The sequence below is a fragment of the Kribbella steppae genome (assembly GCF_004342025.1).
Classification (GTDB): domain Bacteria; phylum Actinomycetota; class Actinomycetes; order Propionibacteriales; family Kribbellaceae; genus Kribbella; species Kribbella steppae.
This window is the reverse complement of record NZ_SLWN01000012.1, coordinates 223,045-239,128: the sequence shown is the minus strand read 5'-3', so window position 1 is coordinate 239,128 and position 16,084 is coordinate 223,045. Positions and strand designations below refer to the sequence as shown.

Annotated in this window: 14 protein-coding genes; 6 read left to right on the top strand and 8 right to left on the bottom strand. The window is 67.9% G+C overall.

All coding sequences use genetic code 11. From position 1 onward, the window contains the following. The first annotated feature begins 100 nt into the window (after positions 1–100). Positions 101–1,060, top strand: a complete 960-nt coding sequence (locus tag EV652_RS32045) for a sigma-70 family RNA polymerase sigma factor (RefSeq protein WP_132213016.1) — start codon at positions 101–103, stop codon at positions 1,058–1,060. A gap of 81 nt (positions 1,061–1,141) precedes the next feature. On the opposite strand, the gene EV652_RS32040 is transcribed toward EV652_RS32045, so the two are convergent. The 3 genes from EV652_RS32040 to EV652_RS46065 form a co-directional block, all read right to left on the bottom strand. Continuing rightward, on the bottom strand, positions 1,142–2,059 hold the full coding sequence (locus EV652_RS32040; protein WP_132213015.1) for an endonuclease/exonuclease/phosphatase family protein: 918 nt from the start codon (positions 2,057–2,059) through the stop codon (positions 1,142–1,144). 95 nt (positions 2,060–2,154) lie between these two features. Continuing rightward, a complete protein-coding gene (locus tag EV652_RS32035) occupies positions 2,155–2,880 on the bottom strand; it encodes an HAD family hydrolase (protein ID WP_132213014.1) in 726 nt (241 codons plus the stop codon). A 46-nt stretch (positions 2,881–2,926) separates the two neighbouring features. After that, entirely contained in the window at positions 2,927–4,291 is a 1,365-nt protein-coding gene (locus EV652_RS46065; protein WP_158441328.1) for a CPBP family glutamic-type intramembrane protease, read from the bottom strand. A gap of 51 nt (positions 4,292–4,342) precedes the next feature. Between EV652_RS46065 and EV652_RS32020 the strand changes: the two genes are divergently transcribed. The 5 genes from EV652_RS32020 to EV652_RS32000 all read left to right on the top strand — a co-directional run bounded on the left by EV652_RS32020 (position 4,343) and on the right by EV652_RS32000 (position 9,529). Further along, positions 4,343–5,308, top strand: a complete 966-nt coding sequence (locus EV652_RS32020; protein WP_242002134.1) for a Dyp-type peroxidase — start codon at positions 4,343–4,345, stop codon at positions 5,306–5,308. Positions 5,309–5,453: 145 nt separating this feature from the next. After that, entirely contained in the window at positions 5,454–6,989 is a 1,536-nt protein-coding gene (locus tag EV652_RS32015; RefSeq protein WP_132213012.1) for an ATP-dependent DNA ligase, read from the top strand. Next, entirely contained in the window at positions 6,982–7,665 is a 684-nt protein-coding gene (locus EV652_RS32010; RefSeq protein WP_132213011.1) for a class I SAM-dependent methyltransferase, read from the top strand. The genes EV652_RS32015 and EV652_RS32010 overlap by 8 nt, the downstream gene beginning before the upstream one ends. 88 nt (positions 7,666–7,753) lie before the next feature. Continuing rightward, positions 7,754–8,623, top strand: coding sequence for a phosphotransferase (locus EV652_RS32005; RefSeq protein ID WP_132213010.1), 870 nt, complete (start codon positions 7,754–7,756; stop codon positions 8,621–8,623). 33 nt (positions 8,624–8,656) lie between these two features. Then, the gene (locus tag EV652_RS32000; RefSeq protein WP_242002133.1) at positions 8,657–9,529 is read left to right on the top strand and encodes a Sco1979 family transcriptional regulator; all 873 of its coding nucleotides are present in this window, start codon (positions 8,657–8,659) and stop codon (positions 9,527–9,529) included. A gap of 120 nt (positions 9,530–9,649) precedes the next feature. Here EV652_RS32000 and ctaD read toward each other — a convergent pair whose 3' ends face one another. From ctaD to EV652_RS31975, 5 genes are all read right to left on the bottom strand, one after another. After that, on the bottom strand, positions 9,650–11,437 hold the full coding sequence (gene ctaD, locus EV652_RS31995) for an aa3-type cytochrome oxidase subunit I (protein WP_132213009.1): 1,788 nt from the start codon (positions 11,435–11,437) through the stop codon (positions 9,650–9,652). A 157-nt stretch (positions 11,438–11,594) separates the two neighbouring features. Further along, entirely contained in the window at positions 11,595–12,125 is a 531-nt protein-coding gene (locus EV652_RS31990) for a type 1 glutamine amidotransferase domain-containing protein (protein ID WP_132213008.1), read from the bottom strand. 63 nt (positions 12,126–12,188) lie between these two features. After that, positions 12,189–12,977 (bottom strand): LLM class flavin-dependent oxidoreductase, encoded by a 789-nt coding sequence (locus EV652_RS31985; protein ID WP_199238500.1) that lies wholly within the window; start codon positions 12,975–12,977, stop codon positions 12,189–12,191. A gap of 11 nt (positions 12,978–12,988) precedes the next feature. Next, a complete protein-coding gene (locus EV652_RS31980; protein WP_132213007.1) occupies positions 12,989–13,810 on the bottom strand; it encodes an alpha/beta fold hydrolase in 822 nt (273 codons plus the stop codon). A gap of 143 nt (positions 13,811–13,953) precedes the next feature. Next, complete coding sequence (locus EV652_RS31975; protein ID WP_242002132.1) at positions 13,954–15,987, bottom strand: DUF1906 domain-containing protein; 2,034 nt, start codon at positions 15,985–15,987, stop codon at positions 13,954–13,956. Positions 15,988–16,084 lie beyond the last annotated feature (97 nt).

Here is a 16,084-nt window from a genome sequence, read left to right as displayed (position 1 = left end):
CGGGAACTCTCAGGGAACGTTCAGGCTGTTTACACACTCGTCGTGGAATCTTGAACCTCACTCGAGCGTTGCTCTCCATGTAACGACGAAGGGAGTTTCGGTGGCTCGCACGACTCGTGTCCGCACCGCGGACGACGGTATCGACGGCAAGGACAGCGTCGGTCTCTACCTTGAAGAGATCGCGCGTACTCCCTTGCTGACCGCTGAGGAAGAAGTCGAGCTCGCTGAGACGGTCGAGGCAGGTCTCCTCGCGGAGCAACTGCTGGCCGAGGGGCGGGTTGGACGTAAGAAGGGCGGAGCGCCCAAATATGCGACGGAGGAGGAGCTGGAGTGGCTGGCCGAAGAGGGCCAGCGCGCACAGCAGCGGTTCGTGACCGCCAACCTCCGCCTGGTGGTGTCGATCGCTCGACGCTACGGACGTTCCCAGATGCCGCTGCTGGACCTGGTCCAGGAGGGCAACACGGGTCTGATCCGTGCGGTGGAGAAGTTCGACTACCGCAAGGGATTCAAGTTCTCGACGTACGCGACCTGGTGGGTGCGGCAGGCCATCACCCGCGGTATCGCGCAGCAGGCCCGCGTGGTCCGGCTGCCGGTGCACGTGGTGGAGCAGCTGAACCAGATCGGGTCGGCGCGGCGCACGCTGGAGCGCAAGCTCGGCCGGGAGCCGGAGATCGACGAGATCGCAGCTGAGCTGGACCTGGACGAGGAGCGCGTCAGTGAGCTGATCCGCATCGGCCGGGACCACATCAGCCTGGACAACCCGATCGACGACGAGGGTGAGACCTCGCTGGGCGACCTGATCGCGGCCGAGACCGCGCCGGGCCCGGACCAGCTGGTCGCCGACGCGTCGGATCGCTCGGGCCTGTTCAGCCTGGTCGACCAGCTCGACCCGCGGTCCGCGGACGTGATCCGGCGCCGGTACGGCTTGCACGACGGCCGCCAGGCGAAGCTCGCCGACATCGGCGCCGTGCACGGCATCTCCGCCGAGCGCGTCCGTCAGATCGAGCGGGAGGCTCTGGGCCGGCTGCGTCTGCTCGCCGACCCGACCCTGGCCGCGTAACGCACTACCCCGAAACCCCCAGCAAGGACCCCCGAGCTGCTCTCGCGGCCGGGGGTCCTTTCACGTCCGGCGTGTCACAGATCAGGGCAAGTGGATCCAGGACTCGACCGGGAGGTGGTCGCTGGGGAACTGGCCGTCCTTGCTGAAGGTGTTGATCGAGGCGTTCGAGACGCGCAGGCCCGGAGTGGTGAGGATCCAGTCGATGCGGTTGCCGTTCGGGGTCAGCGGCCTGTAGCCGTGGAAGGTGCCCCAGAGGGCGCTGCGGCGTTCGGCAGTCAGCCAACTGTCGGCGAGCTTGCCGCTGGTGACGAGCTTGTCGTAGACGTTCACACCCGCCGCGGCCGCCTCGTTGAAGTCACCGGTCATGATCACTGGCACCGCTGGGTCGAGCGCGGCCATCCGCTGCAGGATCAGGTCGGCCGACTTCGACCGCGCAGTCGCATCGAAGGCCTCCAGGTGGGTGTTGATCGCGTAGAACTCCTTCGACGTCGCCTTGTCCTTGAACCGGACCCACGTCACCATCCGCGCGCAGCAGCCACCCCACGTCTTCGAGCCGATCACCTCAGGTGTGTCCGACAGCCAGTAGTGGTCGAACTCGAGCGGCTGCAGCCGGCGCGTGTCGAAGAAGATCATCATGAACTCGCCCTTGCTGCCGCCCTCGCGGCCCAGCCCGATCGAGTCGTACGACGGCCCGAGGTCGGTGGCGATGTCCTGCAACTGGGCGTACAGCCCCTCCTGGGTGCCGATCAGCTGCGGCCGCGCGAGGCGCAACTGCTCCCGCATCACCGGCCGCCGGGCACTCCACTCGTTCGGCGGGGTGTCGCTGGCGTACCGCAGGTTGTACGACATCACGTGCAGCGGATCGTCGGTGACGGCCGCCACTGCGTCGGTCTCCCGTGCGGCCTGCTCGCCGGCGGCCTGCGAGACACCGCTGGTGAGAGTGAGGCCGAGCGCGGCGGCTGCCACGAGCGCGGCGAATCTACGGCGGGTGCTGAGCATGGTCAAAAACCTCCATGGGCGGATTGCTCGGAGGTTGGACGTTAACCAGAGTCGGTGTCCGGCCGCTAGCCGTAGCGCGTCGAGTACGTGACGGTTTAGGCGGCTGCCTGGTTCCAGGTGTCGATCAGGGTCGGGAGCTCGGAGAGCCGGTGGATGGTCGCGTCCGGCGTACCTTCCGTGTGGCCGATCTGCTCGACCGGGATCGCACTGTGCGGAATGTGAGCGGCCCGCATGCCGACGTTCTGCGCGCCCCAGACGTCGTCGAACAGCCGGTCGCCGACATACAGGCACCGGGCCGGGTCAGTCGCCCCGACCGCCTTCATCGCGGCCAGGAAGGCCTCCGGGTGCGGCTTCGAGTACGGGATCTCGCTGGTGTAGACCGCGCCGTCGAGCAGGTCCAGTACGCCGTCGCGCGCGAAGATCTCCTCGTGGTGCCGGCGCGACCAGATCGTGTTCGACAGCACGCCGAGCTTCAGGTCGCGGGCCCGGAGGTCTTGCAGCGTCTGTACGGCGTCGGGCTCGAGCTCGGTGTGCGGGTGCCATTGACGCTCGTACTCGGCCAGGGCCGCCGGCGTCATCACCACGTCGGCCAGCAGGCACACCTCGTCGAGCGTGCTGCTCAGGTGCTCGTCGCGGGACCGCCGCCACACGGAGCTCTCGGCCGTGTGCAGCCGCGCCGCCAGCTCGTCCGCCCGGGCGTCGTCGATCAACTCCGCCACCGACCGCCACACGGCGTACAGGTCGATGTCGTGCCAGGTCGCCAGCGTGCCGCCCCAGTCGAACAGGACGGCCTCGATCGGTTCGGTGTTCACGTTCGTCACAGCGAATACCCTGCCAGACCGCGCCGACAATTCTCCCCCGGTTTTCTCAGCTCACCCTGGCGATCCGGTGGCGCTTGGCCAGCCAGACGACCGTGGTCGCGTAGAGCGCCAGACAGGGCACGTCCACGAGCAGCAAGGTCCACGGTGCCCCGCCCTGCTCGTCCCAGCCGTCCAGCTGGCCCATTGCCGCAGGCAACATGAACGCGAACAGGTTGTTCAGCGCGTGCAGCGAGATGGCCGCCTCCAGTCCTCCGGTCCGGACGGTCAGCCAGCCGATCGTCATCGCGAACACGAAGATGTCGGCCATCGCCCAGCCGGTGTACCCGTGGGCCGATACGAACACCACGCTGCTGATCACGATCCCGGGCCACGGCGTACGGAGTACCGCCTTGAACCACCGGCCACGGCCGGCCACCTGGTCCGGTCCGTAGGCGCCGATCGCCTGGATCAGCCAGCCGCGGAACACGAACTCCTCCGCCGCCGACTGGAACGGGACCAGGAAGATGATCACCAGCGCCGGTACGACGAACGCGGCGAGACCGATCCACGAGCCGTCGTCGGCCGCGACCGGGTCCTCGCTCGGGAAGATCTGCTCGACCAGGAGGCCGAGGGCGTAGGAGAGCACGAGGTAGCCGAGGCCGGGCAGGCAGCACAGCAGCAGCCAGCGCCAGCGGACGCGGTTGAGGACGGACGCTACGCTCAACCACGGACGGCGTTGCACCAGCCAGGCGGAGAGAAGCACCAGCGGCGTGAGGATGCCGAGCATCACCAGCGTGACGGCGAGGTTCTCGGTGTCGCTCGGGAAGATGTCGTTGCCCTGCGGCTCGGTGAACTCGCCGGTGATCAGGCTGTGGACGATCTCCCAGCCGACGAGCACGGCCGCGGTGAGGAAGAACGCGCCGGCGGCGAGGAACAGCGTGCCGACGATCGGGCGCCACCAGCGGTGCTTGGGTGTGCGGGCCAGGCGGTGGTACGGCGTACCCGGTGGAGCCGCGACGATGCTGGGCTCGCGGTAGTACGGCTGCGCCCCCCACGGCTGTGGCTGCTCCGGCGACCAGAACGGCGGCTGCCCGGGCGGCGGGTACTGCCCCGGCGGGTACTGACCGGGCGGTGGGTATTGGCCCGGCGCTGGATAGGCGCCCGGCTGGGGGTACGGCGGCTGCTGGGGGTACGGCGGCTGCCGGGGGTACGGCGGCTGCTGGTACGGACCCGCCGGCGGATACGGACCTTGCTGCGGGTGGGGTGCCGGAGGTGGGTACTGCCCAGGCTGCGAATATGGGCCGGGCTGCGAGTATGGGCCAGGTTGTTGCGGGTTCGGCGGGACCCACGGTTGCGGCCGGCCGCCGGGTGGTGGCTGGCTGCCTGGGGGCGGCGAATCCTGCGGCCGCGGCTCGCCTTGTTGCGGGTCCATGAGTGGACTCTAGAAGATCGGGACAAGTAGCACTCGGAGGAGTGGCCAGTGGTGACAGATCCGACCCCGGGACCGACCGCGTCGACGCGAGTCCTGCCGCAATCGGTGCTGATGCCGCTGACCGGATCGGCCATCTTTCTGGTGGTCCGGATCGAGCCGGGCGGCGAGGAGAAGACCCGCGATCTGCTCGAGCGGGTCAGCGGTCTCACCCGCTCGGTCGGCTTCCGCGTGCCGGCCGGGAACCTGTCCTGCGTGACCAGCATCGGCTCCGACGTCTGGGACCGCCTGTTCAGCGGCCCGCGCCCGGCCGAGTTGCACCCGTTCGTCGAACTGCGCGGCGCCAAGCATCACGCCGTCGCCACCCCCGGCGACCTGCTGTTCCACATCCGCGCCGCCCACCAGGACCAGTGCTTCGAGCTCGCCGGCCAGATCATGAACGGCCTCGACGGCGCCGCGACGGTGGTCGACGAGGTCCACGGTTTCAAGTACTTCGAGATGCGCGACCTGCTCGGTTTCGTCGACGGTACCGAGAACCCGGTTGGCTCCGAGGCCGAGGACGCCGTACTGATCGGAGCCGAGGACCCGGACTTCGCGGGCGGCAGCTACGTCATCGTGCAGAAGTACCTGCACGACCTGAAGGCGTGGAACGCGCTCACGGTCGAGCAGCAGGAACACGTGGTCGGCCGGACCAAGCTCGAGGACATCGAACTGCCCGACGACGTGAAGCCGACGAACGCGCACATCGCGCTGAACGTGATCGAGGACGAGGACGGCAACGAGCTGCAGATCCTGCGCGACAACATGCCGTTCGGGACGATCGGAACGCAGGAGTTCGGCACCTACTTCATCGGCTACGCGAAGTCGCCGTCGGTCACCGAGCTGATGCTGCGCCAGATGTTCATCGGCGAGCCCGAGGGCAACTACGACCGCATCCTCGACTTCTCCACCGCGGTCACCGGCAGCCTGTTCTTCACCCCGACGGCCGCCTTCCTCGACGACCTCCCGCCGACTCCCTGACCCACCCTGAAGGGTCAGGGAGCCGGGGGAAGACTCACTCCCCGAACAGCGGGTCGCCGGCGGTGGCTTCGTACAGTTCGATGCACGGGCGGCCGGGAAGGTTTTGGTGACCGAAAGTGTCGGCGGGATGGGTGAGACTGGGGGCATGTTGCTCTCCGAGGTGGTCGAGACGTCGACCGGGCTGGCCGGGACTCGCTCGCGCCTGAAGAAGGCCGAGCTGATCGCCGGGCTGCTGGCCACCGCGACCGATCCGGACGAGACCGAGGTCGTCGTCACCTACCTGTCCGGCGAGCTGCGTCAACGCCGCACCGGGGTGGGCTGGCGGACGCTGGCCGACGCGCCGGAGCCGGCCGAGACGCCATCGCTGACGGTCGCGGAGGTCGACCGCGCGTTCGCGGAGCTCGCCGTCCTGGCCGGCCCTGGGTCACAGGCGCGGAAACGGGAGGCGGTCGACGCGCTGTTCGGGCGGGCGACCGAGGCCGAGCAGCAGTTCCTCCGGCTGCTCGTCGGCGGCGAGCTGCGGCAGGGCGCGCTGGACGGGGTGATGGCCGACGCGGTCGCGCGGGCGACCGGGATTCCGCTGGAGAAGATCCGGGCCGCGACCATGCTGCGTGGCGCGGCGGCTCCGGTGGCGGTCGCCGTACTGACCGAAGGAGAGGCCGGGCTGGCGCAGTTCGGCTTGGAGGTCGGTCGTGGGGTGCAGCCGATGCTGGCGCAGTCCGCAACCAGTGTGGCCGAGGCGCTTGCGAAGACGGGTACGCCGGCCGCGCTCGAGTGGAAGCTGGACGGGATCCGCATCCAGGCGCACCGTGACGGGTCCAAGGTCGTGGTCTACACCCGGACGCTCGACGACATCACGGTCCGGGTGCCCGAGGTGGTCAGCGCCGTGCTCGCGTTGGATGCGGAGCAGGTCGTGCTCGACGGTGAGCTGATCGCGTTGAAGTCCGACGGGCGGCCGGAGGCGTTTCAGGTGACGGGATCGCGGACGGCGACGCGTGCTGCGACCGGGCCGGATTCGGTGCCGTTGACGCCGTACTTCTTCGACATCCTGCATCAGGACGGTCAGGACCTGCTCGGGCTCGACGGCGCGACGCGACACGAGTGGCTGAGCAAGCTGATCCCTGAGGAGCAACGGATTCCGCGGCTCGTGACCGACGATGCCGAGGCGGGGCATGCGTTCTTCGCCGATGCGGTGAAGCGCGGGCACGAGGGCGTGATGGTGAAGTCCCTGACGGTGCCGTATGAAGCCGGTCGGCGTGGATCCGGCTGGGTGAAGGTGAAGCAGACGCACACGCTCGACCTGCTCGTGCTGGCGGCCGAGTGGGGTCACGGTCGTCGTACCGGCTGGTTGTCGAACCTGCATCTGGGCGCTCGGGACTCGGAGACCGGTGAGTTCGTGATGCTCGGGAAGACGTTCAAAGGGCTGACGGACGAGCTGCTGCGGTGGCAGACCGAGCGTTTCCAGGAGCTCGAGGTACGACGGGACTCGTACACCGTGTACCTGCGTCCGGAAGTCGTGGTCGAGATCGCCTTCGACGGGGTGCAGACGTCCCCGCGGTACCCGGCCGGGATGGCGTTGCGGTTCGCGCGAGTACTGCGTTATCGCGAGGACAAGCGACCCGATGACGTTGATACCGTGCAAACCGTGCGGGCTATTCACGAGGGAGCTGTGGATGAGTGAGCCGGCGGAGGATCCGGACGTCGTGTCGCGGCGGATCGCCCGAGAGTCGCTGGACCAGGACGATCCCACCGGATGGTTCGAGCGCCTCTACTCAGCTGCGTCGGAAGGCGATGCGGTGGTGCCGTGGGATCGCGGTGCGGCGCATCCGTTGCTGGCCGAGTGGGTCGAGGAGTCGCAGCCTGCGGGCGCCGGCAAGACCGCACTGATCGTCGGCGCCGGGACAGGGTGGGACGCGGAGCTGATCGCGGACCTCGGGTACGACACGACCGCCTTCGACATCTCCCCCACCGCGATCCAGGCCGCGCGCCGGAACCACCCCGGTTCTCAGGCGCACTATGTCACCGCCGATCTCCTTGCCCCGCCAGCCGCGTGGCATCATGCCTTCGACCTGGTCGTCGAGATCTATACCGTCCAGGCCCTCCCCGTCGAGCTACAACCAGCCGCAACCAAACAGGTCAGCGAACAGGTAGCCCCCGGCGGCACCCTCCTGGTCATCGCCGCCGCCCGCCCCGACGACGTACCTGACGAGGCCGTCGAAGGCCCGCCCTGGCCGCTGACCCGCGCCGCCATCGACGCCTTCGCTACGCCTGGCCTCCGCCTCATCGAGGTCATCCAATCGCCCAGCCCGGCCGATCCGACCATCCAGCGCTGGCGTGCCGAATACCTTCGCGAGTGACCCGGAGTCAGACCACAAAACGTTCGACACGGGTGGCTCCACCCAGCAGACTGCGCACTTTGGCGGTGCCTTTCTGACGAGGAGCTGAATGAGTTCGCCTTGGGGTCGGGTCGAGCGGATGGATGCCGAGCGGGTGGTCGCTGAGTTGGCGGAGCAGACCGGCGTACGGCTGATTGTTGAGGGACCGTGCTCCGGCGGGGAGGTCGGGGCTGCGTTCGTGCGGTGGCCTGACGGTCGGCGCTCGGTGTTGAAGTGGCGGCCGGGCACGCGGCTCGAGGATCTGCTGGCGGGTCCGATTGCGGTGTCCGAAGCAGTGCGTGCTGCCGGTGCGCCGGTCCCGGAGACGCAGTTGGCTGTGCAGCTGGGTCCCGCGATCGCCACCGTGCAGGAACTGTTGCCTGGGGCACCGATCACCCGGCTCGACTCAGACGGGCTGGACCAAGCGCTGGCGTTCAACGACCTGCAGGCCGGCCTGCTGGCCGACCGTCCCGAGATCCCGGCGCTCGAGTTGTTCCTGCGCGAGGACGGGCCGGGCTTCTGCCTGCACGGTCCCCTTCGCGCGCACAACCGCCGTACCGCTCGCCTCGACGACTGGATCACCACGGTCGGCGCCGAGCACCCCGGCCCGCTGCATGGCGACGATGCGGTGCACGTCGACTACCACCCCGGCAACCTGCTCGCCGTCGACGGCACGATCACCGGCATCATCGACTGGGACGGCGCAGGTCGCGGCGATCGCCGACTGGACCTGGTCACGCTCCGCTTCGGGCTGCAGGGTGACAAGCCCGACCCCACGGTCGTCGCGCGGCTCGACGCCGCACTCGAGACCCTCCCGGACGACGTACTCAGACCTCTGTGGGCAACCATGAGTCTGCGCATGGTCGACTGGGCGATCCGCCACTTCACGCCCGCCGCGGTCGACCACTGGCTGGACCTTGCGGAGTCTCGAACGGACTAGAACATATGTTCGATAGTGCTGTATTGTTGCTCTATGGCGGGGCACGGTGAGGTTGGGCCGACAGCGCTGCGGATGATGCTCGGCAGTCATCTGCGGCGGCTGCGTGAGCGAGCGGGGGTGAGCCGGTCGGACGCCGGGTGGGCGATCCGATCGTCGGAGTCGAAGATCAGCCGGCTGGAGCTCGGCCGGGTCGGGTTCAAGGAGCGCGACGTCCAGGACCTCCTGACTCTGTACGGCGTCTCCGAGACGCGCGAGCGGGAGCGACTGCTGGAGCTGGCCCGGGAGGCGAACAACCGCGGCTGGTGGCATCGGTACGGCGACGTCACGCCGGACTGGTTCGACGCCTACCTCGGGCTCGAGGCGGCGGCCGAACTGATCCGGACGTACGAGATCCAGTTCGTGCCAGGCTTGCTGCAGACCGCCGACTACGCCCGCGCTGTCGCCCGGCTGACCCCCGACAGCGCACGCTCGGAGGCCGAGGTGGAACGCGTCGCCGACCTCCGCACCAGACGGCAACGCGTCCTCGATCGTGAGCCCCCGCTGAAGCTCTGGGCTGTCATCGAGGAGTCCGTCCTGCTCCGCCCGATCGGCGGCGTACAGGTACTGCGCGATCAACTCGACGCACTCCGCTCCGCCGTCGAACGCCCGAACATCACCCTGCAGATCATCCCGGTCGACAGCCCCGGCCACGCCGCCACCGGGGGTGCGTTCACCATCCTCCGGTTCCCCCAGCGCGACCTCCCCGACGTCGTCTACCTGGAGCACCTGACCAGCGCCCTCTACCTCGACAAACGAGAAGACGTCGACACCTACACCCAGGCCCTCAACCTCCTGGCCTCAACCGGCCCCCCACCCCAGTCCGCCCACGACCACCTGACCACCCTCCTCAACGAGCTCTCCGCTTAGCAGCTGGTTGGGTTTGGGACAGCCGGAGGCGTCGCCGACTGCGGGTCGGCGTGACCGGCTGGATGCCGGGTGGGCGCGGGGCAGCCGCCGGACTCTTCGGCAGGCAGCTGCGCGCGGCGGTTACGGGTGTGGGGTTGGTGGGTCCTCGTCGGTGGTTGGGGATTCGGTCTTGAGGTGTTCCACGCGGCCTTGGTCTTCGCCGGCGTCCAGGAGGTTGTCGGCGGGAGCCCGGTTGGCGGCGTACTCGGCGAGGGCGACGTCGGGGTGGTGGTGGTCGAAGGCGGGGCTCTCGGAGCGGATGCGCGGAAGCTTCTCGAAGTTGTGCCGCGGAGGCGGGCAACTGGTCGCCCACTCCAGCGAACGGCCCCAGCCCCAGGGGTCGTCGATGTTGACCCGTGGGTGGCGGCGGGACTTGTAGACGTTGTAGAGGAAGGGCAGCAGCGAGATTCCGAGGATGAAGGCACCGATGCTGGACACCTGGTTCAGCGTGGTGAAGCCCTCGTGCGGGCCGTACGCCGCATAGCGCCGAGCCATCCCCTCGACACCCAGCCAGTGCTGCACCAGGAACGTGGTGTGGAAGCCGATGAACAGCAACCAGAAGTGCAACTTTCCCAGCCGCTCGTCCAGCATCCGGCCGGTCATCTTCGGCCACCAGAAGTAGAACCCGGCGAACATCGCGAACACCACGGTCCCGAAGACGACGTAGTGGAAGTGCGCGACCACGAAGTAGGAGTCGTTCAGCTGGTAGTCCAGCGCCGGCGAGGCCAGGATGATCCCGGTCAGACCACCGAACAGGAACGTCACCAGGAACCCGACCGCCCACAGCATCGGCGTCTCCAGCGACACCGAGCCGCCCCACATGGTGCCGATCCAGTTGAAGAACTTCACCCCGGTCGGCACCGCGATCAGGAACGTCATGAACGAGAAGAACGGCAGGTTGACGCCACCGGTGACGAACATGTGGTGCGCCCACACCGCGATCGAGAGCAGACCGATCGCCATCGTCGCCGCGACCAGACCGAAGTACCCGAACACCGGCTTGCGGCTGAAGACCGGCAGGATCTCGGTGATGATGCCGAAGAACGGCAGCGCGATGATGTACACCTCGGGATGCCCGAAGAACCAGAACAGGTGCTGCCACAACAGCGCACCACCGTTCGCCGCGGAGTAGACCTGAGCCCCGAGGGCTCGATCCGCCTCCAGCATCAGCAGGGCGGCGGCGAGGATCGGGAACGCGATCAGGACGAGGATCGACGTGATCAGGATGTTCCAGCAGAAGATGGGCATCCGGAACATCGTCATACCCGGTGCGCGCATGGTGATGATCGTGGTGACGAAGTTGACGCCACCGAGGATGGTGCCCAGACCGGCCATCCACAGACCCATGATCCACAGATCGCCGCCGACGCTGGGTGACCGTTCGGCCGTCGACAGCGGTGCGTACGCCGTCCAGCCGAAGTCGGCCGCGCCGCCCGGGGTGAAGAACGCACCCATCGTGATCAGTCCGCCGAACAGGAACAGCCAATAGCTGAACATGTTCAAGCGTGGGAATGCGACGTCCGGCGCACCGATCTGCACGGGCATGATCACGTTCGCGAAACCGACGAACAGCGGGGTCGCGAACAGCAGCAGCATGATCGTGCCGTGCATGGTGAAGAGCTGGTTGTAGACCTCTTCGTTCACGAACTGCAGGGTGGGTTCGGCCAGTTCGGCGCGAATGATCAGCGCCATCACGCCGGCGACCATGAAGAACGCGAACGACGTGACGAGATAGAGCTGGCCGATCACCTTGTGGTCGGTCGTGGACAGCAGCCGGCCGATCACCTGCCCGAGCGGCCGCCGTTCCCTCCCGACGACGACCGGCCCGGTGCGTTCGGTGATCCCGGTACGTTCGCTGACACTCGCCATGCGACCTCCCGTGCCCCCACTCCGCGACCGGAGTGCTCACATTCCTCTCGATTACACACCCGTCCGCAGCCGGACAACAGATGCAATCTCCAGTGACGCTCCGTAGCCACGTACGGCGCGATCGCGGCAACGACCGGTTCTGGCCGACTGGATCGGCTCAGCCGACAGCTTCCAGCAGCGTCTTGGTGAAGGCCGGGAGATCGTCCGGCTTGCGGCTGGTGATCAGGTTGCCGTCGGTGACGACCGTTTCGTCGACCCACTCGGCGCCCGCGTTGCGCAGGTCGGTTTGGACGCTGGGCCAGGACGTCAGGGTCCGGCCACGGACGACGTCGGCCTCGATCAAGGTCCAGGGCGCGTGACAGATCGCCGCCACCGGTTTACCGGAGTCGACGAAGGACTTCACGAACGCGACGGCCTTCTTGTCCAGGCGCAGCGCGTCCGGATTCGCGACACCACCCGGCAGGACCAATGCCGCGAAGTCGTCCACCGAGGCGTCGCCGACCGCCTGGTCGACCGGCAACTTCTCCGACGCTGTCAGGTGGTCGAAGGTCTGTACCTCACCGGTCTTCGGGCTGAGCAGCACCGGCTGATGACCGGCGTCGGACACCGCCTGCCACGGGTCGGTCAGCTCGACGCGCTCGATCCCTTCCTTCGCAACGAGGAACGCGATCTTCTTGCTCTCTGCCATGACAGTTCAACTCCTCTCGAGATCTCCCGCCGGGTACCCGAGTCCCCCACCATCGACACGTGATCAGCGCGTCGGTCCGTCCGTGATCACTGCCTGTACGTCGGCCAGTCGCAGATCGGATGGGTCGAAGTCTGTGAGGCACCAGGTTGCGCCGGCGGTGGCGTGCGGGCGGGGGTCGGTTGACGGAGGCAGTGCGATCACGACCTCGAAGCCGTCGAGCGAACCGCGTTCCGCTGCTACTGCTGCGACGGCGGAGGCCACCTCCTCCGATGACGTGAGGTTCACCGGGAAGTAGCCGTCGTACCGTGCCGCTCTGCGGATCGGCTTGAGCTTGCCCGGGAAGCCGGCACCCCAGATCGGGATCCGGCCGGCCACCGGCCGGGGCTCGAACCGCACCGAGTCGACCAGGTAGTGCTTGCCGTGATGGTCGACCGTCTCCCCCGACCAGCCGGCGGTCAGGATCTCCAAGCACTCGTCCAACTTCTCGGCGCGAACCCGGTCGTCCACCTCGTCACCGGACCGCGAGAACTCCCCCGCGAACCGATCGCCGCCCAGCCCCACGCCGAGCGTCAGCCGACCAACGCTCAACACATCCAATGTCGTTGTCTCGCGCAACAGCTTCACCGGCCGACGGCGGGCGACCGGTGTCACCATCGGCCCGATCCGCAGCCGCTCGGTCGCGACGGCGACAGCCGTCAACGTGATCCAGGGATCGGCTACCGCAGAGATCGGCGGCCGCCACCACAGTTGATCCCAGACGAAGAACCCGTCCCACCCGGCCTCCTCCGCCGACGCCGCGAGCCGCGACACCACGCGCGGATCCGCCAACTCGTCGAACAACGGAATCCACACTGCGTGCAGCATCATTGACCTCCGGTGTGCTGTACGACGGCATCGACGAACTCGTCCCACAATGCCTCGGGCACCCCATGCCCAGCACCCTTCAACACAACAAGCGACGCACCAGGCACCGCATCGCGCACCGCCTCCCCATGCTCCAGCGGCAGCAACGGATCCAGCTCACCGTGGATCACCAGCACCGGCATCGAGAGATCACCGAACCCGCCGTGCACCGGGCCGTCGAAGTCCATCGCGTAGTGATTCGTCAACGACGCCTCGAAATCACGAGCCCGCGCGATATCCCGCCGTACCAGGTCCCGCGTCGACTCCACGTCGAAAAGCCCACCCATCTCCGCGCCGGCCGACTGTACGACGTACTCCTCCAACGCGGCCCGGTCCGTGAAGTCGGGAGGCCCGAAGCGAGGCATATCGGCAGAGGGCGGTGGAAGGTCGTCGGCGCCGGTACTCGTCGACACGAACGTCACGGACGCAACCCTCGTAGGATTGTCGACACCGAGGATCAGCCCCACACCACCGGACATCGACTGAGCGACCACATAGGCCCGATCGATGCCCAAGGCATCGAGGAGACCCACCGCGTCGGCGGCCAGATCCCGCATCGAGTACCCAGGGCGGCCGGGCGGGTACGACGTCGATCGCCCGGTGTCGCGCTGGTCGTACCGGATCACGTACCGCCCGCGGCCGGCCAACTGCGAGCACAGGCTCTCCGGCCACCAGAGCATGGACGCCGAGGCGCCGTGGATCAGCAGGACAGCCGGGTCGGCCGGGTCACCGAAGGTCTCGGCACACAGTTCGACACCGTTGACGGGATAGATGGTTTCCATACCCACGACGCTAAGCGGCGAACAGCATCACGAAAAGCGATTGTTTCCGATCAAGATGATCGCCATCAGGAATACGCCCTCCGCCGCGCACACCAAAGTCAGGCCGGCCACACAGGGCGGCCGGCCTGACTACAAGGACCAGCTCAGCTGACGGTCAGCACCTTCGACGCCGTCTGCGTGCCCTGGTGATCGGCGTCAGCCAGCCACACCACCCGGTACGTGTACGTGCCACGCGCCGTCGGCTTGATGCTGAACGCGTACTTCCCGTTCGTCGCCAGCTTGCCCGTCGTCACCGCGACCCAGCTCGTCCCCGAGCGCCGCTGCAGGTAGACGGTCATCCCCGCGTGCGGCGGGTTCAGGTAGCCGTACAACGCCGCCGCCTTCCCCAGCACCATCGACCCCGGGACCAGGTACGCCGACATCGCAGGCTGCACCTGGACGAGGACAGCAGCGCTCCGCGTGCCCAGCAGGCCGGTCGCGCCGTTGTAGCCCCACATGTAGTACGTCGACACGGCCGGCGTCTGGGCCGAGCTGACGACACCGTTCGCATCCGACGTGAACTGGCCGGCCACGGCCCACTTCGACGCGGTCTTCGCCTTCGAGTACAGCACGACCGGTACGCCGGCCAGCTTGGCGCCGTCGTTGATCCGCGTCACCGTGGTGCTCAGTGTGGACGCGCGGGTGTACATGATCGACGCCGCACTGGCCGTGATCGTCGACTTCGTGCCGATCAGCCGCGTGTCGACACCCGGACCGATCTTCCCGGTGCTGTCCTTCACGAAGACCCGGTAGGCGTAACTGGCCGAGTTCGGCAGGCCAGTGACGGTGAATGAGCTCGCAATGCCGTTGTAGATCGCCGCACCGGCCGTCGGCAGCGCCGGCGAGGTGTTGCCCGATGCGCCACGGACGATGATCTGGCCGACGGTGACGTTGGCCGGCTGGGTCCACCGGAGCGTTGCAGAGCCCGCCGAGCCGGTGACGCTGAAGCTGCTGACCGGTGGCGGCGGTGCAGTGAGGTCCACCCAGTTCTTGTCGATGTTGACGGTCACGCCGCCGTTGGTCTCGCTGACGTTGCCCTGGTACTGGTGCACCCGCTGGTGGTTGGTCCAGGACGTCGCCGGGATGAACCTGCTCGTCCCGACCGGCGTCGCGCCCCAGTGTGCGAACCACAGGTTGTCCGGCCGCGTGTACGCCGTACTGCTGTAGGCACTCACCAGGTCGACACCACCCGAACCGGCTGCGACGTACGCACCGCCGACGTAGCCGCGGGCGTTGAGCTCCTGGGTCCAGCCGCTCAGGTAGGACAGCACCGAAGCCTTACAGGCCGCTGTGGACGGGTAGGCCTCGATGTCGCTGTAGATCGCACTGCGCTGGGCGAAGCCGAGTGCTTGCGCGGCCGCCACGGCGTTGGCCGCGGCAGTCTTGCCCTGCGCGAGCGCGGTGGCCGGGACGGTCGACATCTTGCTGCTGTAAATGGTGCACGGCGCCTGCATGCCGACGTCGATCAGCAGGAACTGCCAGCCCTTGCTCGCGTTCGTGGACACCCAGCCCGGAGTCAGATTCGGCTGCTGGCAGGCGCGCAGGCCGCCGCTGATGTAGATTCCGACGGCCTTGTAGGCCGGCAGCCAGGCGTCCATCGTCGACTGGCTCGGCGCCGCACAGGTGTCGAAGGCGTTGCCCTTGAAGGTGCCCGAAGCAACCACGGACTGCGCGACCGCGGCAGGCTGGACAGGCTGTGCCGACTTCGACTTCGAGACGACCCGGCCGGTGGCCAGTACGTCGTCCGCAGCCTGCTCGTCACCGGGTGCGTAGTAGGCGGTCGCCAGTACGCCGGCATCCGGTACGACGCGGCGCAGCAGACCGGGGGTGGACGACTCGGCCGTGGTCAACGGCTCGAGCACGATGCCCCCGCTGCGGCCGACCAGGTGGGCAGGGCAATCGGCCTGAGCGGTACTGCGGCCCAGGTAAACAGCAGGGCGGTCGAGACGAACACAGGCGGTCGGAGTGGCGGCCAGGTCCACGACCGGCCAACTCACGGGCACCTGCACCTCGTATCCGCGGTAGGACACGGTCTTCGTCTCATCGGCGGCAGCCGGGCGACTGATGGTCACCACTGTGGCCACGCCGGCGACCAGGGCGAGGGCAAGTGCCACCGCCCCGGGTTTGTACAGCCTCACAAAAGCTCCTCACTTTCGGCGGACGGCCGGTCCCGAAAGCACACAGAGCCCCCCAGTCCCAACCCCAGATCCCCAAGTCAAGGCGAGTGCCCGCCGC

Bases quoted from the DNA above. Each gene is read 5' to 3' on its own strand.
- EV652_RS31990 (WP_132213008.1), bottom strand. From the start codon at position 12,125: ATGGCAGAGAGCAAGAAGATCGCGTTCCTCGTTGCGAAGGAAGGGATC.
- EV652_RS46065 (WP_158441328.1), bottom strand. From the start codon at position 4,291: ATGGACCCGCAACAAGGCGAGCCGCGGCCGCAGGATTCGCCGCCCCCA.
- ctaD (WP_132213009.1), bottom strand. From the start codon at position 11,437: ATGGCGAGTGTCAGCGAACGTACCGGGATCACCGAACGCACCGGGCCG.
- EV652_RS32005 (WP_132213010.1), top strand. From the start codon at position 7,754: ATGAGTTCGCCTTGGGGTCGGGTCGAGCGGATGGATGCCGAGCGGGTG.
- EV652_RS32000 (WP_242002133.1), top strand. From the start codon at position 8,657: ATGGCGGGGCACGGTGAGGTTGGGCCGACAGCGCTGCGGATGATGCTC.
- EV652_RS32015 (WP_132213012.1), top strand. From the start codon at position 5,454: ATGTTGCTCTCCGAGGTGGTCGAGACGTCGACCGGGCTGGCCGGGACT.
- EV652_RS31980 (WP_132213007.1), bottom strand. From the start codon at position 13,810: ATGGAAACCATCTATCCCGTCAACGGTGTCGAACTGTGTGCCGAGACC.
- EV652_RS32040 (WP_132213015.1), bottom strand. From the start codon at position 2,059: ATGCTCAGCACCCGCCGTAGATTCGCCGCGCTCGTGGCAGCCGCCGCG.
- EV652_RS32010 (WP_132213011.1), top strand. From the start codon at position 6,982: ATGAGTGAGCCGGCGGAGGATCCGGACGTCGTGTCGCGGCGGATCGCC.